Genomic DNA, 18,450 nt, shown 5'->3' with positions numbered 1-18,450 from the left:
TTTACTTATGCTGTTGTACTAAGTTAGTAAATTTGTAGACAAAGTTATGCCTTCACCTGGTTCCGGACTCTCTTTATTTTGCTAAAGCCTGTTCGTTTAAATTATTCAACCAACGCTCCTCGGGTTTCATAACTTTTCTGAAATAATGACGGGGACTAAGACGCCCCCGTCAGATAGTTTCGGGTAAAGGGCCGAAACAGTATTTTGAATGGAAGTTTAAAAGCCTCATTTGTTTAAACGATGCCGGTTTGCTACGATACCATCAGGTAGATAGTCCTGCCTCTATTCAAAGGCTACAGCAGTTACTTCCCGAACGTCTCGTTCTCAGAGAAAGGCATTTGGCGTATGGTGTATGTTTCGTGGGGCGGTTGCGCGTTGCTTAATAGTTCATGCAGATAAGCATACAGCACAAACACTTCATCCCCATAGCCTGTCGCTGCTGTTGGGAACACAGGGCCAGTCTCAAAGCTGTCGGCCAGGGTGGCTGAGTCCCACCTGTTTTCGCTCTTGAAAGACAATACCCTGCCAGGGTCTTGTCCGCCTGCGTTGTTCACTACAACCAGTTGTTTGCCATTCTCGCTCAGCAACAGGCCATCCGGTGACTCGAGCGGAGTATCAAGCTGAACCCGGGTGATATCAGCCGGGCTGTTTAGCGGAATCCTGTAAAGCGCATTATTAGCAGAGTGTGTCACCAGAAGATAGCCAGCAGGGTGGTAGGCGATCCCGTTTAGCCCGAAAGCGCCTTGTGGCGTGGTCAGGCTCTCGTACTCATAAAATACCGTGGCGTTCCCTGCCCTGTCAACTTTATAAATGACAGGGGAGAAACTGTCCGTTACGTAAGCGTTCCCTTGCTTATCCAGGGCAATGTCGTTGGCAAAATGGGACGGGTCAGGCCGTAGGGCTGCCAAGTCAACGAAATGGAGGGGAGCACCGGTTTTCAGGTCATAAATGCCTAATACAGCTGTTTGGCCTGCTGTAGCCGGGCTGGAGCCTGCTGCAATGCCTGGGTCTGCACCGGCAACGAGTACTCGCTTCCTGGCCTCGTCCACCTCTAGCCCCAGGCTGGCGATCAAGCGTTCGTCTGTGATAAAAGGGGAGTAGCTTCCGGAATAACTTACAGTGCCCACTGTCCCCTCGTAGGCAGAGGAGACCAGAAAGCGGCGATAGATGGCATCATGGCTCACCCCCTCCGGGTAAAGACCGGCCTCGGTAAAGGTAATGACCTCTGGTACACCCTTCGGCTTATCGGGGTCGCCGATCAAATCTTCAAAGTCATCCCAGAAATCGTCCGGGGAGCAGGAAAAGGACACAAGCCCTAGCAGAAGGAGCAGGAAGAAGGAGGCTTGCTTCCGGATAAAAGCGGTTGTTTGTAAGGATAACTGTTTCATAGCTTACTTTAGGTTTTAAAACACAAGAATTGAAAGGTAAACGACAGCGATGGAAGGCCCTGGCAGGCGGGTGAAGCAGATGCGGGGCTTCTTGCAATAGCACGGCAGAATGACTAAGTATACTCCGTCGTTCCAGAAGTAAGCTACTGAGTTGCTTTATTTCTTAGTAAAACTCCTGTTTTAGCTAGGAAAAGTTATGCTGTAGGCGGGTGAGGAAAGAACTGCTATTTGCTTGGCCTGTAACATGCTAAGCTAAGAAAAGGCTTATTGTTTATCCCTCTAAAGTAATAGCAAGAGCCGCTGCTTTAAGAAGTTCTGAGCGCATGAAGCAAGTCCCTTGCGGACAGCTTGCTAGTGGTTGGTTCGGGGTTATTCCTTGTATAGCAGGAATAAGTGCTACTTGCTTTCCGTACCCAAGGAAGGTACGAACAGCAAGTATGCCTTTCAGTGTTAAGTGGTCAGGGAGGGGAACTTTTGTTGGGTGAGCTTATCTAACCGCCAATGTATCATGGTCTCGTCTCTGTTCACCTTCTGCATCCCTAGCTTCTCCAGTATCCTCGCAGAGGGTGCATTGTGGATCAGGCACTTTGCTGTGATAGCTTTTACCCCCGGCTGCTCCAGCGCCCAGCCTGCTAAGCCTCTGGCTACCTCTAGGCCATAGCCCTTCCGGTGTTCCTGTTCTATAATGGCATAACCGATGTCTACTTCCCCTTCCGCGTTAGGTAGACCCTTGAAGCCGGCATCGCCTATTACGGTTTTGTTGCTTTGTAGTACGACCATCCACGACTCAAAGCCAGTCGGCTCCTGCACCAGTTCCAGGTTGTTAATGATCTTAGGCAGGGTCTCAAGGGCTTCCTGGTCAGGCCAGTAAGTAGTTGGTTGTAGCTGGAGCTCCTCCAGCACGCTTACATTACCCTGTAAAAGCGACTGTGCTACTGTAAGGGTAAAGGGAACCAGAACAAGTCTGTCAGTATAGATTCTTAAGGCGCTCATGTGGGTTTGTTTTGCGAAGGTAGTTAATAAGCTTAAGAGACGGCATCACTAAAGAGCATCCTATGGGCCAAAGGAGGTAAAGGTAACCGGAAAGACAGGCTATGAAGAGAACAAAGATGAGGGCAAAATGAGCCAGAACATCGGACTGTTGCAGGCGTAAAGTTTACTACATTTCCTCTTCCGCGTAGGTCTGCTAAAATGGCTGTCCTACTTTTGCTTTACACGCTACACCTTTGCCAATTTATTTTTTAGCTTATGCCTGTCATTCCTGCCACTGCTACGTCCTCCCCAAATAAGCCGGGCTTTAAAGAGGCCTTTTACTTCTGGCTGAAACTTGGCTTTATCAGCTTTGGCGGCCCGGCCGGCCAGATCGGCATCATGCACGCGTTTGTGGTAGAGCAGAAGAAATGGGTGTCTGATTCCAGGTTCTTGCACGCACTGAACTATTGCATGCTACTGCCGGGGCCGGAGGCGCAGCAACTGGCCACCTACATAGGCTGGCTGTTGCATGGCGTGCGAGGAGGTTTAACGGCAGGTATTCTATTCGTGCTGCCTTCGGTGTTTATCTTGCTGGGCCTGAGTTTGGTGTACGTGACCTATGGCAGTATTCCCTGGGTGGCGGCACTGTTTTATGGACTAAAGCCAGCCGTAGTCGCCATTGTAGCGTTGGCGCTGGTGAAGATAGGCAAGAAGGCTTTGGTCAGTGGGTTGCACTATGGCCTGGCCCTGCTAAGCTTTGTCCTGATTTACTTTCTGGAGGTGCCGTTTCCCTTCCTTATTTTGGGCGCTGCAGGCATAGCTCTCTTCCTGCTTCGCTTTTCCCCGCGAGTGCTTAAACAGCAAAGTGCAGAAGAGAAAAGACCTGACTATGAGACAGGATATTATATCAACAGCGCCTCCGCATTGCCCCAATCAGGATTCAGCTGGAAAAGGATGGCGAAACAGCTTTCGGTGGCTGCTTTACTTTGGGTAGTTCCTTTTCTCTTGTTCTACTTGTTGCTGCAGGAGACCGGTTTCTGGAACAGGCTATCCTTGTTTTTTACGAAAGCAGCCCTTGTGACTTTCGGCGGTGCCTATGCCGTGCTACCCTACGTAGCACAGGTAGCAGTTGAGAAGTTTAACTGGCTTAGCAGCTATCAGATGATCGACGGACTGGCCCTGGGGGAAACTACCCCGGGACCTCTGGTAATGGTGCTGGCCTTCGTCGGGTTTATGGCCGGGTATAACTACTTTGCCGGCTCTCTGCTCATGGGTACACTGGGGCTGCTGGTAACCACCTACTACACCTTTCTGCCCTGCTTCCTGTTCATACTTGTTGGAGCTCCTGTTGTAGAGAACTCGCAAAGTAACGTGAGGGTTAAAGCCGTGTTAAATGTTATAACGGCTGCTGTAGTCGGGGTTGTTCTGAACCTGACCGTTTACTTCGGCCAGGCGGTAGTGATTGGAGGCATTCATACCAACCTGGGGATAGACTATTTCGCCCTCGGCTGGATTGTCGTCTCTTTACTTGCCATGTACCGCTATAAAGTAGGAATGATTCCCTGGATAGGAATAAGCGCACTGGCTGGCCTGGTCATGTACCTGCTCGGCTATTGTCAGCCCTAAACTTTAGGGGTTACCCTGCGCCAGCACCTTGTGCTTTCTTGATTACGTTGTTAAAACCTATTAGCTATGCACAGTGCTATGGGTAGTCTTGTTGATTGATCTCGTTTACCATCTCCCGAAAGGCAATCCGCCCTTCTTGCATCACGGGTAAAATAGGCCAGATGTGCGGCAGCCCTTTTCCTACTATTACTTTAACGTCCACTCTGGCATCCCCCATCTTTTGAACTGCTATTTTCTGGTCTGGGTATGTGATGTCGTTTTCGGCAAGAAACATGACCACACGTGGGAAACTCGTGAAGTCTCCCTTAATTGGCGAAATCCTGGGATCCTCCAGATTACCGTTTAATGCGCACATGCTTTTAGCACTCAGAACTCCTGCTTTTGAAAGCATCGGATCAATCTTGTCTACCTGCTCTATTTCTGGGTTAGAAACAGCTGCGTCCATGACAGGGGAAATCAGTAGCAGTTGTGATGGTCGGGCTACTTTACCTTCTACGAGTCGTTGTGTCAGGCTTGTAACCAGGGTGCCACCCACAGAGTCGCCAAGCAAGGTAACACTGCCGGCATCATATTGGGTAAGAGCCTTCGCGTAGACCTGATCGATGTTTTGTGAAATGACGTCTATTTTGTGCTCGGGTGCTTTGGGGTAGTCCACCATCCAAAGTGTACAACCTGTGGTTGACACTAAGCGCCTGGCGGCATCCCAATGGTGGCGGGCCGGTCCATACACAAAAGCCCCGCCGTGGCAAAATATAATCAGGTGGCCATTAGAATGAGGAGTTCGTATTTCAGTGACCAGTGTTTCCGCAACCTTGAACTGCTCTAGCTGGTGTGGCCGGAATGCCTTGCTGTTTGGTGTATGCACATCCTCCTGACGTAGCTTCCTGTAGTCAATCGGGTCTTTCGAAAACTCCCGCTTAAGGCCCTTCAGTTTTATAACCAGAAGAGTCAGGTAATAGGTGAAGCTTTTCATCAGCGTAGTGGTGTCTTTGGTTTGTGCAGTGAATGAACATAAAGTTAGTGAGAGGCAGCCGAAGGGTGACTTTTGTGCTGCGTCAGATAAAAAGGCTCTTCTATTTTCTTTATTTAAAACCTTGAGCAGAATGATTGAAGCAGATTGCTGCCTCCTCAGGGTAGCTATTTAACTAGCTCTCATGTTGATATATGGAGCCTTGCTAAACTTGCCAAGAAAGCTTAACCTCGCAATTTGTAAACGGCTGCTACTAATCCTATGCAGAGGAGCGTCAATAGGAGAATATTTGCTGTGAATGGGATTCTCAGGTTTCTAATTTCTTTAGGATTAGTTACGTTCCCCGTTACTATTGCTAAAAGAATAGCATTCGTCATGGTCAGACCTTTATTAATAGAGCTCCATACTTTTCTAATTCCTGTCGTCATGGTTACAAGCTTGATGTATACTGAAAGTACTTAATAAAGGCATACGGTAAAACTAAATATTTCTATTTAAGATGTTTTAGTGTTTTTTAGTTATGCACAAGATATCGAGTCGTATAGGCTTCCTTACTCACAGAGCCGCTCCGCGTGTTACTAAGCAGTAAGCCCCTGTCATCGTAAGCGTATTTAGTAGTCATTGTCATGCCATTTGATGATGTATCATGCGACAGAGAAAAAGCCGGCCTAAAAACAGAAGAGCCACCCTGTAATCAGGGCGGCTCTTCTGTGTGAGTTATAACTGCTGTTAGGGTTACACCAGTTGGTGTTTCACCAGGTACTCGGCAATCTGCACAGCGTTAGTGGCGGCACCTTTACGCAGGTTATCGGCCACGATCCACATGTTCAGGGAGCGTGGCTGTGTTTCGTCCAGGCGTACGCGGCCTACCAACACCTCGTCTTTGCCGTGGGCGTCCTGCGGCATCGGGTACTTCAGGTTCTTTACGTCATCTACTACTACCACGCCTTCTGTCTCGTTCAGGATGTTGTAGACCTGGTCCAGCGTAAAGTCCTTCTCAAACTCTACGTTTACTGACTCCGAGTGGCCACCCATTACCGGTATACGCACGGCTGTAGCCGTTACCCGGATAGAGTCGTCGCCCATAATCTTCTTCGTCTCGAGGATCATCTTCATCTCCTCTTTGGTATAGCCATTGTCCTGGAACACATCGATGTGTGGTAGCACGTTCAGGTCGATCTGGTAAGGGTACGCTTTCTCACCTTCCTTGCCGGCACGCTCGTTCATCAGTTGGTCCACTGCCTTCACGCCTGTACCTGTCACGGACTGGTAGGTGCTGACTACAATGCGCTTCATCTTTAACTGCTCGTGCAGCTTGTTCAGCGCTACTACCATCTGGATGGTAGAGCAGTTCGGGTTCGCAATGATCTTGTCTTCTTTTGTCAGTTCCTTGGCATTGATCTCCGGTACTACCAGCTTTTTGCTAGGGTCCATGCGCCAGGCAGAGGAGTTGTCAACGACCACAGTGCCTGCTTCGGCGAACTTAGGAGCCCACTCGGTGGAGGTGCCACCGCCGGCAGAGAAAATTGCTATTTGCGGGGCAGCCGCAATTGCGTCCTGCATCCCGATAACCTTTATCTGTTTACCCTTAAACTCCATCTGTTTACCAACAGACTTCTCAGAAGCAACCAACAATAACTCTGTCACCGGGAAGTCACGCTCCGCCAGCACTTTCAAAATCTCGCCGCCAACCAATCCTGTGGCGCCTACAACTGCTACTTTCATTGTTTATGGGTTAAAAATGACAAATGGTTCGTAAAGTTTGGGTAGCCTAAAAGCCACCGGTTTTGTCCAAAACCTGTTGTGCCTCCGTAAAAGTTTCTGAGATAGTTCTATAAGCGAGAGGCCTGCCGGGCTTTGTCCCTTCGTTGCGCAAAGGTTGCCAACTCTCTTCGCCTTTGCAGGGCCTTAGGATACCGGGGCTTTCTTTTGCACAATCGCAAAGTAAACAAGTTTTCATCACAATTCTACAAATGAAGCAAACTTTACGCGCTATCCTTCTGCTACTTCCATTGTTTGCGCAGGCTCAGCTGCGGGAGAGTTTTACGGACGGGAACATTACCCACAGCCCCCCTTGGGCAGGAGATGTGGAAAGCTTTGTGGTTAACAGCGAAAAACAGCTGCAAAGCAATGGACCCGCTGTTACGGGTACCTTCCTGCAGCTGATCACCCCGTCACAGGCCGTGACCGGTACAACATGGGAATTCTGGGCAAACCCGAAGCTTTCCACATCTTCGGGCAACTATGCAGACGTGTTTCTGATGGCAAGCGAGGCTAGCCTGAACCAAGCAGAGGGCTACTTTGTGCGCATTGGAGGTACTCCGGATGAGGTGAGCCTCTTTCGCAAAGACGGGGGTAAAAGCCCGGTGTATCTGATCAACGGGGACGGTGGTACCATTGGCAGTAGCACGCATAATCTGGTGCGGGTGCGGGTAAGCAGAGACGTAAACAATGCGTGGACTTTAGCCATAGACCAAACGGGCACCGGGCAAAACTATGTGCTACAGGGTACTGCCACCGATGCCACTTACCAGCGCTCAGACTACTTTGGTGTGCTATTGAAATACGCTGCGGCAAGTAGCCAAAAGTTCTTCTTTGACGACTTTACGATCAGGGATGACCAGCCGCCACTCCTCGAAGTAGTAGAGCCTCTGAGCCAGGAAGAGTTGGCCTTGCGTTTTAACGAGCCCTTACAGCCTAGTCCGGCGCAGGAGGTGCAGCACTATGTCCTGAACGGAAGTCTGCAGCCAACGGCTGCCGAGCTAGTTGAGGAAGGAACGGTCAGGCTAAGGTTTGGGCAGAAAATGAATGGTGGTGATAACAAGCTGTTAATACGGAACCTGGCGGATCTGTACGGGAACCAACTCAAAGCCCCGATAGAAAGAACCTTCGCGTTTGTGCCCCCGGCTGCCCTGCCTGCCTATAATGAACTACTGATTACAGAGATCATGGCGGATGAAACACCTGCTGTGGGATTGCCCGGGCAAGAGTACATCGAGCTGTATAACCCGACAGACAAAGTGCTCTCGCTGAAAGGCGTCCGCTACTCCGACGCGACCTCCACGACCGTGCTGCCAGATGCACAGCTACTGCCGGGGGAACATGCGGTGGTGGTGCCAAAAAGCCAGGTGCAACACTTTTCTGAGTATGGCAAGGTGATTGGCATTAGCAATTTCCCCAGCCTGAATAACAGTGGCGAATTGCTACAGTTGCGCCAGCCGGACGGGCACCTGATCTATGCCGTTCATTACTCAAACAACTGGTACAAGGACCGGAGTAAGCGCGAAGGTGGCTGGAGCCTCGAAATGATTGATGTTGGGAACCCTTGTGCGGGTGTTGATAACTGGACGGCATCCACAGACCCACGGGGTGGTACCCCCGCCCAGGTTAACGCTGTTGCCGCTTCCAATCCGGATAATACACCTCCTTCGCTACTGGAGATAACCGCCCTTGCCCCGGATAAACTACAGCTGCGCTTTAACGAGCGGCTGGACAGTACACAGGCAGCTGCCATAGCTCATTATACTCTTAAGCCGGATGTACCACTAACAGAGGTGGAGGTAGCAAGGCCATTATTTGCGGAGGTTACCTTAAGCTTAGGCACTCCTTTGCAGGAGGGCCAACAGTACACGCTTACAGCCACAGGTATAACAGACTGTTCTGGTAACCTTAGCACCCAGCCCTTGACTGCTACCTTTGCCTTACCGGTTCCTCCCGAACCTGGAGACGTGGTCATCAACGAAGTGCTGTTTAACCCCCGGCCCAACGGAGTGGACTTTGTAGAGTTGGTGAACCGCAGCGAAAAGTACCTGAACCTGCAGTACTGGCAACTGGCCAGCACAAGCGGAGACAGCATCCGGAACAGGAAAACAATTACGGCAGAGAACTATGTGCTGGCACCGGGGCAGTATGTTGTACTTACCTCTGACCCCGGCAACGTTAAAATGAACTACCCGGCAGGTGAGCAGGACGCTTTCCTTAAAATGAGTACCTTGCCCAGCTATCCGGATGAGGCCGGCACGGTTGTACTGCTGCAACCCGACGGGCAGGTGGCCGACAAGTTTAGCTACAACGAGGGCATGCATTTTAAGCTGATCGATGACGTGAGCGGCGTATCCTTGGAGCGCCTGCGGCTGGAGGGGCCGAGCATAGCCGGCAATTTCCACTCAGCGGCTACTACTGTTTACGCCACGCCCGGTTATAAGAACTCACAATCGCAGGAGGGAGTGGCCGTGCGGCGGGTGTTTGAAGTAGCACCTCGTGTCTTTTCTCCGGACGGGGACGGCTATGAAGACTACACCACGATTAACTACCACACAGACAAAACAGGCTTGGTTGCCAACATCACCATCTTCGATTCAGAAGGTCGCCCCGTTCGCCAGTTGGTTCGGAATGAACTTCTCGCACAAGACGGTTTTTTTCGATGGAACGGACTCCGCGAAGACGGTAGCAAGGCTACTATAGGCTATTACCTGTTTTACATAGAGCTGTTTGGTTTGAACGGCGAGAAGCACGCCTATAAGGAGAAGGTGGTGCTCGGAGGGAGCTTATAAAAGGAAGCACTTGATAGGCCGGTATGCCTGAAAGTATTTGTCTCTGAACCTATCTATCGGAATTGATTAACATTTAAAGTTCCTCCATCCAAGTAATGCTGTATCTTGCGCCGCTTTCAGCAGGGCTGGAGCACTTAACGCCTGTTGCTGCATGGCAGCCTAAGTTGAGGAAAGTAAACAGTACGAATAACCATTCCGGGCTTTCTCACGATGGAGAACATCCTATACCTGTGCCTGTTTGCCTTTATGGCGGGCTTTATCGATTCTGTGGTGGGCGGAGGAGGCCTGATACAGTTGCCGGCTTTGCTGGTCTTTTTGCCGAACGTACCGCTTCCTGCTGTTTTCGGAACAGGTAAGTTTGCAGGCATTGCCGGTACCACAGCAGCCATGGTGCGTTATGTGCGTACTGTTAAAATCAATTATTGGGCTATTCTGCCGGCGGCAGGATCTGCTTTTGTCTTTTCCTTTTTAGGAGCCAGAGCATTGAGCCACCTGGATGCCGGCATGCTTAAACCGCTCATACTGGTGCTGTTGGTGCTGGTAGCCGTCTATACCTTTATCAAAAAAGACTTCGGGGCCCTGCACGCGCCAAAGCTGACGGCATCGAAAGAGCGCCTGTACGGTTTGTTGATAGGAGCGTGCATCGGCTTTTACGACGGCTTTTTTGGTCCGGGTACTGGCAGCTTCCTCATCTTTATCTTTATTGGCCTGTTCGGCTTTAATTTTTTGGCTGCTTCTGCCGCCGCTAAAGTGGTAAACGTGGCGACTAACCTTTCGGCACTGCTATACTTTGGCTACAAAGGCTACATCCTGTATGAAATAGCTGTTCCGATGGCCTTATGCAGCATCCTGGGTTCCCAGCTAGGCACCCGTACCGCCCTGAAGCGCGGAGTTGGGTTTGTGCGTGTGCTGTTCCTGGTCGTCGTGTCGGGTATTATCATCAAGTTTACGTATGACACCTATGGGGCCGACAGTGGTGAACTAACGAAACTGGCGACTACTGTACAACAGTGGCTTGGCCGAAAGGGGTAAGCCATTAGGACTAGCACTTAAAACAAAGAGAGGCGCAAAACTTTGCACCTCTCTCGAACATTTTCTATAAAAAAGCTGCTGGTCCTGCGCTACAGCTTTAACTTATTCCACCGGAATTTCGCCAGCAGCCCAGAACAGCGTGGTTTTCGCTTTGGCGTACTTCGCGCGCAGGGCATAAAGCTTGGCCTGTGCCTCCAGCAACTTTACTTCTCTGGCATTGATAAGGAACAGGGAACTTTCTCCACTCTCAAAGCGGATTTGCTCACCCTGACGCAGAGCGAGGGCATTGGCCACCAAGCGTTGCTGCAGCTCCAACTGCTCTTCCAAGGCCTGTAACTCGTTGTAGGCGGCCAGCACGGCATACTCAATCTCCCGACTTTGCTGCACTAGTTCCATGTTGTTGGCTTGAAGCTTTGCCTTAGTAAGTTGCAGCTTGCCACGTTCCTGCCGGAGAAAAAGGGGAACGCTAAAGCTAAGGCCTAACTTGTAATTGCCCTGCAGGTAGTCCTGCTCCATCACTTCCGGGTGCAGGTAAAAGTCGCGCTGCAGCACATTGTACTCTGCGTTCAGTTTGGGCAGGAGCTTATTAGCGGCATAACGCCGTTCCACTTCCAGTTGCTCTCCCTTCAGGCCTAGCTTCAGCAGATCGGGATGGTTTATTCTGGCAGCAGCTAGCAGTTCTGCTAGCTCTTCCTCTGTTACAGGGTTTACTTCTGCCCCCAACAGGGCAGGAATAGTACCCTCCTGCAGTTCCAGGGGTACCTGGTCCTCTGCCCACAGGTGCACGGCTACCTCTAGCCTTGCATTCTGCAGCGCCAGTAAGGCCTGTTGCAGCAATAACTCGCGGTCCTGCAAGGCCACCAGTGCCTCCACGGTATCAATAGCCGCCAGGTCTCCTTCCTGAACCCTTGCTTTCACGGCTTGTAGCCGCACGCCTGTCAACTCCATTGCCTCCTGGTACAGCTGCGCTGTCCGGTACTGTTGCAGCCACTCCCAATAGTCTTTGGTGGCATCCAGCAGCAACTTGTTAATCAGCTTGACGCGCTCTGCCTCGGCTATACCCTGCATTAGTTTGGCCTGGCGTATGGTGGCACGGCGCTCGTCGATGAACAGGCCTTGTCCCAGCGGAACGGATATGCCAGCATAGCTTAAGCCTTCAGGAGGCAGTACGTTCTCAGTGCTCAGGTACAGGCCGGAGTTTTTGTCGAAACCGGCTACCAACTCCGGACCGAACCAGGTGGGTATGCGCAGGGTGTTACTCCAAAGGTTATAATATTCTTTGCCGTTATACTCTTTGCGGTAAAGCTTACTGCTAACAGTAGGGTCGAAGGCACCCCGTGCTATCCGGAGCTCCTGGCGCGCCTGCTCCGTAAGCAGGGCCGCCTGGGAGGCAACAGGGTGGTACTGGAGGATGAGGCGGTGGTATTCCTGTAGGGTCAGCACCTGCACAGAGTCCTGTTCCTGCGCCTTTGCCAAGGGCACCCCGATTACCAGAAGTACCAGGGCGAACCACAGCCTTATATAACTATTCTTCAATCTCATGCTTCCGCTTATTCCTCGTAGCTTATTTCTGCTGTCTTCTTGGTTTCTTTTGTTGCAACTTTTTGGTCACCCGTATAGTCAGCCGGGAAGTTGTTCAGCTGGCGCCAGAGCTCATACCAGATGGGCACTGTGTTTAGCATGGCCCAGCCTTGCACGCCGGAGCCTACGCGGAGGGCATCAGGCCATTCTTCCCCGTCCGGGTCCGGCACTACCAGCAGGCGGTACTTGCCATCGGTGCCCGCATTGTCAATCACAGCCACCTCACCAGGGAAGGTGCCAAAGCTGGCGCCTGGCCAACCGGAGAATACCAGGGCAGGCCATCCCTCAAACTGCAGCCGCATGTCATCCCCCGGCTTTATCAACGGAAGGTCGAGGGCGTCTACATACAGCTCGGCGGCCATGTCCGGGTCGAAAGGCATGATGGTAGCCAGTGCCTCTCCCTCTTTCACCGTTTCCCCAATACCTGCTTTGAGTGTTCGCACCAGGTACCCGGCCTGGGGCGCCAGCACATGGTAGTACTGGCTTCTGACCTGCGTGCTGTTGTACTCGCTTTGCAGCTTGGCCACTTCTGCCCGTGTACCTAACACATAGGAACGGGTAGCGTTGAGCTCCGCCTCTGCCTTTGCGATCTTGTCGGCATACTCTGCCTGCAGCGAGTTAAGCTCGGTGCGGGCATTCTGCAGCTCTGCGCGGGTAGATGCGACCTTGTTCTCCAGCGATAGTAGCTTTGCCTGTGCCTCCTGGAGTTTCAGGCGGCGTTGCTCGAGTTCTGTCAGCGACTTAAGGCCCTGTTCGTATAGGCTCTCCTGCCGCTCAAACTGGGATTCGGCAATGGCTAGTTCTGTGCGTTGCGCTACCAGGTCTATGCTGTCGCTTTGCAGCTTCAGGCGGGTTTGCTCTACCTTGTTACGACCTTTCTGCAGGCTGAACACCAGGCCCTCGCGCAGCGCCTGAATCTGCTCCTGCATGGCTTCTGCTTTGGCCCCCGTTGCCACGGCCGACCCTTGCTTTGCCTCCAGCTGCTCTTCCAGGTTAGCTAGCAGGTTCGGGTCCAGGTACTTTTCCTTTATCTCCGCTAAGCTCGCAATGGTATCGCCTTTATTTACAAAAGTGCCCTCCAGCACATGCCACTCTACAATACGGCCTGCTATGATAGCCTCTACTGTCTGCGGCCTGTCCTGTGGCGAGAGGGCTGTTAAAACTCCCTGTGAACTGATGTTCTGCGTCCAGGGCAAAAAGAGGCAGAGCAGAATCACCAGAAAAATGCCCCCAATCCAGTAGGTGAGTACACGCCCCTGGCGAGGTGTCTGCACCTGTTTCATGGCCTCCAACTGCAAGTAGTCGGTTTGGCCAGTATCTTTTGTTGTCTTCGACATAATTTCTTTAGGCTGTTACTTCCGTTAGTTCTTTCAATAGGTCGTGCTGGCTCAGCTGCTCATAGCTGCCGGAGGCTACCAGCTGGCCATCCTGCAGCAGCAGTGTGCGGTCGCACAGCTCCATCACGTCCTGGTCATTGGACACGATGATCATCGTCCAGTTGAACTGCTCGCTGGCCAGTGTGCGCATCAGGTTCATCTTCTCCTTTTTGCTCATGCCTACCCAGAAGTCATCAATAATGAGCAAGTTCGGGCGCCTCACGATGCTGCGTGCCATCACTATTTTGCGGGCGATGCTTGCCGGTAGGCGCTGGCTCCCGCCTACGAGATAAGTCTGCAGTCCTTCCGAAAGCTCATGCACAAAATCAGCCAATCCCACCAGTTCTACTGCCCACAGCACATCCTGTAGTGGCAGGTCACGGCCCAGGGTAATGTTTTCCAGCAGTGTTCCGTCAAAGACCTGCTCTTTCGACATGTTGTCGCCTATCAGACTGCGCAGATTCCCGATGTGCAGGTCGCGCAGCGATACCCCGCTGTAGATGATGCTGCCCTCGTAAGACGGGTACAGGCCCAGCAACAGGCTGATAAGGGTGCTCTTGCCGGAGTTATTGTAGCCTGCCAGGCAGACATGCTCCGATGGTTTTATCTGGAAGTTGATGTTTTTGAGGACTGTTCTCTTCATGTCCGGATAGGTGTAGTTCAGCTTTTGAACTTGTATGCCGAGTCCGCCATTAAGCGGCAGTTCAGCGAGCTGTATGCCCTTTACCTCCTCGATAGGCAAGTCCGTTACATGGCCTATTTTATCCAGGCTTGTCAGCACGTCGTACACAGTGTCCAGCTTCACGATGATCTTCTCCACAGCTGTCATTATCAGGATGATGACGATCTCGGAAGCTACAAACTGGCCGATGTTGATCTCCCGCTGCACCACAAGAACAGCCCCCAGTACCAGTAAGCCGCCTGTGATAAAGGTCTTGAAACCCACAAAGCTGAGATACTGTGTCATGAGCACGCTAAAGTGCTCTTTCCGTACTTTCAGATAACTGCTCACATAGCCGTCGGTGCGCTCCATCGGCAGGTTGGTGTGGCCCACCAGCTTAAACGTGCTCAGAGAGCGAGCCATCTCCTCCAGCCAGGCTACCAGCTTGTACTTATACTTCGATTCCATCAGGCTTGTCTCGACGCCTCTGCTGCCAGTCGACCAGATGATGAAGACCAAAGCGATGACTAGTATGATTCCCAGGAAAATGAAGTAGGGGTGGTACAGCGAAAGCAGGATCAGGCCAAACACGATCTGGATAACCGCAGTCGAGAAATCCAGCAATATCTTGGCAAGTCCTTTCTGTAGCGACACCACGTCAAAAAAGCGGTTCATCAGTTCTGGCGGGTAGTACTGGTTCAGGGCCTCTGCCTGCAGGCGTGGGATGCGGTGTGCAAAGTCAAAAGCGGTTCTGGCGAAAATACGCTGCTGCAGGTATTCTACCAGCCACAGTTGCATCACCTGCAGGCCGCCTACGATCAGCAAGGCCAGCACGATCAAACCAATCAGTACCACGACCGACACGGATATCTGTCCGCCGGAGATAAAGCCGATGATGCTCTGTATACCCAGGGGCAGTGCCAAACTGATAAGTCCGGCAGCTACGGCATACACATAGAGATAGACAATTTCTCGTTTCTCTACTTTTAGCAGGGCCAGGAAGCGCTGCATGGGGGTTATATGCGTTTGTGTGCTACTACTAGCCATAGTTTTACTGTTTACTGTTGTACTCAACACTATCAACTGCAGAAAAGAGCAGGTGTTTTAAAAACTCCAGTGTTTCTTCTTTAGCGCGCTGCGTGTCTTTTATCTCTGTTAGCGACGGCAGGTGTTTTGCGAAATAAGGTTGCTGGTGCGCTGCATCCATGATGGTGCTGATGAGGGCGTGTGGGTAAGGATAAGCGGGGTTTATGTCCAGTACCAGTTGCGCTAAGTGACGGCACAGACGCTTTATCTCCAGAAAGTAGCCCTCTTTGTTTTCGGCATCCACCTCTTTGGTGTGGTACACCTTAGACGACTCCGCTACCACAATGCGGTACAGGATGCGCTCATCTATGTAAGCCACAGCCGGGTCGTCATCCTGTCCTGCTTTGGTCAAAACCTCCAATGCCCGGCACAGGCGCTGGCGCGGGTCCTGAATGTTGTGGGTCTGGAACGTAACATTATAGTCTACCCAGGCCCAGTACCACGACACCAGGTATACCAGCAGCTTATGCTTGTTCTCGAAGTAGCGGTAAACAGAGGCCTCGGTAGAACCGATCTCTGCCGCCAGCTTTTTGAAGGTGAACTGCTCAAAGCCTAACGCGTCGATCAGCTTGATGCTTTCCGTAATAATCTTTCTGCCCAGTTCCGTACTCTCCGGCTCCCGGAGGTAAGACTTATGACTCAGGTTGATGTGAATGCTAGTGGCCATTCTTCTTTTATGTTAATCCTTTCCGAAAGCTGGTCCTCTTTTTAAAGAGCCTTTCCCTGCTTCGGGGCTGCAAAGTTATGCAAGCTTTTGTTAATAATAGTAATACTATCATAAAAGTTTCTGTAACTATTATTTTTTACCTGTTTCTTTTGTAGCCCGCTGGTGGCCTTTTTATAACCTGGATCGTAATATTATTAGATTATTTTGTTTAAAAATTTACTTTTATAAAAGGTCTTTCCGCTGTTATCATGACAAACATTAATGAAATTGCGCCAGATTTGTACCGGATCAGCGTGTATGTGCCTGATTTCGACATGCAGTTTAACCACTTCCTGATCCTGGATGAGGAGCCGCTGCTCTACCACACCGGAATGAGAAGTATGTTCCCCTTGCTAAAAGAGGCCTTGGCCAAGGTAGTTGCCCCGGAAAAGCTCCGCTGGATTGGCTTCAGCCATTTTGAAGTGGACGAATGTGGCTCGCTAAACGACTGGCTGCAAATAGCGCCGCATGCGCAGGGTGTGTGTAGCGAGGTAGGGGCTATTGTGAACATGAGTGACTTTGCTATCAGGCCAGCAAAAGGTTTAACAAGGGCGGATGTACTGACTACGGGGAAGTACAGTTACCGCTTTATACCAACACCACACCTGCCGCATGGGTGGGATGCAGGCGTTATGTTTGAGGAAAAGAACAAAGTCCTGCTGTGCTCTGACTTATTTCACCAGAATGGCAACGTTACAGCCATTACAGATAAGGACATTATGGAGAGGGTGCGTACATCGCTGAGAGCGGGGCAGCAGTCTCCCTTAAGCGACTACATGCCCTATACCCACAAAACGGCGGGTATGCTGAAAGAGCTGGCGGCGCTACAACCAACCACACTGGCTACCATGCACGGCTCCTCCTACAACGGCAACGGTGCGCAGGCGTTGCTGGATTTGAACCTGGTGATGAAAGAAGAGCTAGGCGAAGAGAGGCTGGTACTGGAAAGCTAGCGTTCACCTCCCGGACTATCTGTTGATGAGCAGTTCTGTAAGCGAGGAAGCCTTTTGTAGCGGGTAAGAGCACAGAGGGGAGGAAAGGAACAGCCAGGCTATAGATGCCGAAAAGATAAACTACCTTTGCAGTACGCTTTTACCGTACGTACTAAAAGCAGGTACACTTATACAGTAGCATCTCCATGAAGTTTGAAGATTACCGCATCTCTGATGAAATAAAGAAAAGCCTGAGCAAGCTGGGCTTCAAAAAGCCAACCGATATCCAGTTTAAAGCCATTCCACCCATTATGAAAGGGGAGGATGTGCTGGCTATTGCGCAAACCGGAACAGGTAAGACTGCCGCCTTTGCTATTCCGGTGCTCGACCGGTTTCAATTTAGCAAAAACCGCAAACGCGGTGATGGCATTAAATGCGTGGTAATGGTACCTACGCGGGAGCTGGCGCTACAAATTACGGAAGTGTTTAACGAGATCGGACGCGGCACCCGCGTGAACACGTTCTGTGTGTTCGGCGGAGTGGAGCAGGGGCCCCAGATCGCAAAGCTGGAGGCAGGCATTGATGTACTGGTTGCCACACCTGGGCGCTTATTCGACCTCGTGAGCCAGGGGTATATCCAGCTGCACCGCGTAGAAGTGCTGGTGCTGGACGAGGCGGACCACATGCTGGACCTGGGCTTTATCCATGACATTCGCCAGCTGATCACGAAACTGCCCCGCAAGCGCCAGACCCTGTTCTTCTCGGCTACCATCAACGAAAAGATAAAAGAACTGGCCTATTCTCTGGTGAACAAGCCGGTGCGTATTCAAATTTCGCCGAAAGACCCGGTGTCCAAGAACGTGGATCACTCCGTGATGTACGTGGACATGGACGACAAACGCTTTTTCCTGGAGCGCATCGTAAAGGAGAACCCTGAGAAGAAGATCCTGGCCTTTGTGCGAACTAAAGTGCGTGCCGAACGTGTGGTAGCCGCCATGGAGCGCGCGGGTATCGAGGCAATTGCCATACACGGTGGCAAGGAGCAGAAAGACCGGCTGGACGTGATGCGCAAGTTTAAGAAAGGAGAGGTGAAGCTGTTGATCGCTACGGATGTAAGCGCCCGTGGTATCGACATTCCAAGCGTAGAGTACGTGGTGAACTATGACCTGCCGGAGCAGCCTGAGAACTATGTGCACCGGGTGGGGCGTACGGGACGTGGCACTGAGAAAGGCATTGCCGTGAGTTTCTGCTCGCCGGAAGAAAAGCCGATACTTGATGAGATACAAAAGTACCTGACGAAAGACATTAAGGTGCTGGAGGTAGACAAAGAAGACTACGAAGCCACCATCGACTTCAGCGCCGACGCCAAATATGACTGGAAAGCACTGTTGAAAGAGGCGGAAGAGCAGGAGAAGGCGGGCCGGAAAGGTAAGAAGAAGCGGTAAACACGTCTTATAACCACTACACTGGTCTTTATAAGTCAAAAATGTGCACGGCGGGCCCTGAAGCAGTAGGCTTCAGGGCCCGCCGCGTTTTAGTTTTCTATCCTCAAGTTGAAGGCCTTCGG

Annotated in this window: 13 protein-coding genes; 5 read left to right on the top strand and 8 right to left on the bottom strand. The window is 51.4% G+C overall.

Annotated elements, in window-relative coordinates; all coding sequences use genetic code 11:
- Nucleotides 1-302: 302 nt before the first annotated feature.
- Nucleotides 303-1,388: a hypothetical protein gene (locus CHB92_RS14635; protein ID WP_089319976.1), complete on the bottom strand. Its 1,086-nt coding sequence runs from the start codon at nucleotides 1,386-1,388 to the stop codon at nucleotides 303-305.
- 450 nt (nucleotides 1,389-1,838) lie between these two features.
- Nucleotides 1,839-2,381 (bottom strand): GNAT family N-acetyltransferase, encoded by a 543-nt coding sequence (locus tag CHB92_RS14630; protein ID WP_089319975.1) that lies wholly within the window; start codon nucleotides 2,379-2,381, stop codon nucleotides 1,839-1,841.
- 255 nt (nucleotides 2,382-2,636) lie between these two features.
- Here CHB92_RS14630 and chrA point away from each other — a divergent pair, with 255 nt between their 5' ends.
- Nucleotides 2,637-3,986 carry a chromate efflux transporter gene (gene chrA, locus CHB92_RS14625; RefSeq protein WP_089319974.1) on the top strand — a complete coding sequence of 450 codons (1,350 nt, stop codon included), beginning with the start codon at nucleotides 2,637-2,639 and terminating at the stop codon, nucleotides 3,984-3,986.
- A 76-nt stretch (nucleotides 3,987-4,062) separates the two neighbouring features.
- On the opposite strand, the gene CHB92_RS14620 is transcribed toward chrA, so the two are convergent.
- Together CHB92_RS14620 and CHB92_RS14615 are read right to left on the bottom strand one after the other, a co-directional pair.
- Nucleotides 4,063-4,959 (bottom strand): alpha/beta hydrolase fold domain-containing protein, encoded by an 897-nt coding sequence (locus CHB92_RS14620; protein WP_218824263.1) that lies wholly within the window; start codon nucleotides 4,957-4,959, stop codon nucleotides 4,063-4,065.
- A gap of 732 nt (nucleotides 4,960-5,691) precedes the next feature.
- A complete protein-coding gene (locus CHB92_RS14615; protein ID WP_089319972.1) occupies nucleotides 5,692-6,681 on the bottom strand; it encodes an aspartate-semialdehyde dehydrogenase in 990 nt (329 codons plus the stop codon).
- 248 nt (nucleotides 6,682-6,929) lie between these two features.
- Here CHB92_RS14615 and CHB92_RS14610 point away from each other — a divergent pair, with 248 nt between their 5' ends.
- Nucleotides 6,930-9,509 (top strand): lamin tail domain-containing protein, encoded by a 2,580-nt coding sequence (locus tag CHB92_RS14610; RefSeq protein WP_089319971.1) that lies wholly within the window; start codon nucleotides 6,930-6,932, stop codon nucleotides 9,507-9,509.
- A gap of 210 nt (nucleotides 9,510-9,719) precedes the next feature.
- Nucleotides 9,720-10,541 carry a sulfite exporter TauE/SafE family protein gene (locus tag CHB92_RS14605; protein ID WP_089319970.1) on the top strand — a complete coding sequence of 274 codons (822 nt, stop codon included), beginning with the start codon at nucleotides 9,720-9,722 and terminating at the stop codon, nucleotides 10,539-10,541.
- A gap of 102 nt (nucleotides 10,542-10,643) precedes the next feature.
- Here CHB92_RS14605 and CHB92_RS14600 read toward each other — a convergent pair whose 3' ends face one another.
- Genes CHB92_RS14600 through CHB92_RS14585 form a run of 4 tightly spaced genes read right to left on the bottom strand, consistent with a single transcriptional unit; the run spans nucleotide 10,644 to nucleotide 15,912 of the window.
- A complete protein-coding gene (locus tag CHB92_RS14600) occupies nucleotides 10,644-12,083 on the bottom strand; it encodes a TolC family protein (RefSeq protein WP_089319969.1) in 1,440 nt (479 codons plus the stop codon).
- Nucleotides 12,084-12,091: 8 nt separating this feature from the next.
- Complete coding sequence (locus CHB92_RS14595; protein ID WP_089319968.1) at nucleotides 12,092-13,459, bottom strand: HlyD family secretion protein; 1,368 nt, start codon at nucleotides 13,457-13,459, stop codon at nucleotides 12,092-12,094.
- A gap of 7 nt (nucleotides 13,460-13,466) precedes the next feature.
- Nucleotides 13,467-15,206 (bottom strand): peptidase domain-containing ABC transporter, encoded by a 1,740-nt coding sequence (locus tag CHB92_RS14590; protein ID WP_245842598.1) that lies wholly within the window; start codon nucleotides 15,204-15,206, stop codon nucleotides 13,467-13,469.
- 4 nt (nucleotides 15,207-15,210) lie between these two features.
- Nucleotides 15,211-15,912 (bottom strand): TetR/AcrR family transcriptional regulator, encoded by a 702-nt coding sequence (locus tag CHB92_RS14585; RefSeq protein WP_089319966.1) that lies wholly within the window; start codon nucleotides 15,910-15,912, stop codon nucleotides 15,211-15,213.
- Between the two features lie 248 nt (nucleotides 15,913-16,160).
- Between CHB92_RS14585 and CHB92_RS14580 the strand changes: the two genes are divergently transcribed.
- Nucleotides 16,161-16,904 (top strand): oxygen-binding di-iron domain-containing protein, encoded by a 744-nt coding sequence (locus tag CHB92_RS14580; RefSeq protein WP_089319965.1) that lies wholly within the window; start codon nucleotides 16,161-16,163, stop codon nucleotides 16,902-16,904.
- A gap of 185 nt (nucleotides 16,905-17,089) precedes the next feature.
- On the top strand, nucleotides 17,090-18,328 hold the full coding sequence (locus tag CHB92_RS14575) for a DEAD/DEAH box helicase (protein WP_089319964.1): 1,239 nt from the start codon (nucleotides 17,090-17,092) through the stop codon (nucleotides 18,326-18,328).
- The last annotated feature ends 122 nt before the right edge of the window (nucleotides 18,329-18,450 follow it).

It is taken from the genome of Pontibacter ummariensis, assembly GCF_900188175.1.
Lineage (GTDB): Bacteria > Bacteroidota > Bacteroidia > Cytophagales > Hymenobacteraceae > Pontibacter > Pontibacter ummariensis.
Note: the sequence above shows the minus strand (reverse complement) of the source record. Positions and strands in the feature narration are given on the sequence as shown.

What these genes read in the sequence shown, in the direction of transcription:
- CHB92_RS14635 (WP_089319976.1), bottom strand. Translation starts at nt 1,388, where the DNA reads ATGAAACAGTTATCCTTACAAACAACCGCTTTTATCCGGAAGCAAGCC.
- CHB92_RS14630 (WP_089319975.1), bottom strand. Translation starts at nt 2,381, where the DNA reads ATGAGCGCCTTAAGAATCTATACTGACAGACTTGTTCTGGTTCCCTTT.
- chrA (WP_089319974.1), top strand. Translation starts at nt 2,637, where the DNA reads ATGCCTGTCATTCCTGCCACTGCTACGTCCTCCCCAAATAAGCCGGGC.
- CHB92_RS14620 (WP_218824263.1), bottom strand. Translation starts at nt 4,959, where the DNA reads ATGAAAAGCTTCACCTATTACCTGACTCTTCTGGTTATAAAACTGAAG.
- CHB92_RS14615 (WP_089319972.1), bottom strand. Translation starts at nt 6,681, where the DNA reads ATGAAAGTAGCAGTTGTAGGCGCCACAGGATTGGTTGGCGGCGAGATT.
- CHB92_RS14610 (WP_089319971.1), top strand. Translation starts at nt 6,930, where the DNA reads ATGAAGCAAACTTTACGCGCTATCCTTCTGCTACTTCCATTGTTTGCG.
- CHB92_RS14605 (WP_089319970.1), top strand. Translation starts at nt 9,720, where the DNA reads ATGGAGAACATCCTATACCTGTGCCTGTTTGCCTTTATGGCGGGCTTT.
- CHB92_RS14600 (WP_089319969.1), bottom strand. Translation starts at nt 12,083, where the DNA reads ATGAGATTGAAGAATAGTTATATAAGGCTGTGGTTCGCCCTGGTACTT.
- CHB92_RS14595 (WP_089319968.1), bottom strand. Translation starts at nt 13,459, where the DNA reads ATGTCGAAGACAACAAAAGATACTGGCCAAACCGACTACTTGCAGTTG.
- CHB92_RS14590 (WP_245842598.1), bottom strand. Translation starts at nt 15,206, where the DNA reads ATGGCTAGTAGTAGCACACAAACGCATATAACCCCCATGCAGCGCTTC.
- CHB92_RS14585 (WP_089319966.1), bottom strand. Translation starts at nt 15,912, where the DNA reads ATGGCCACTAGCATTCACATCAACCTGAGTCATAAGTCTTACCTCCGG.
- CHB92_RS14580 (WP_089319965.1), top strand. Translation starts at nt 16,161, where the DNA reads ATGACAAACATTAATGAAATTGCGCCAGATTTGTACCGGATCAGCGTG.
- CHB92_RS14575 (WP_089319964.1), top strand. Translation starts at nt 17,090, where the DNA reads ATGAAGTTTGAAGATTACCGCATCTCTGATGAAATAAAGAAAAGCCTG.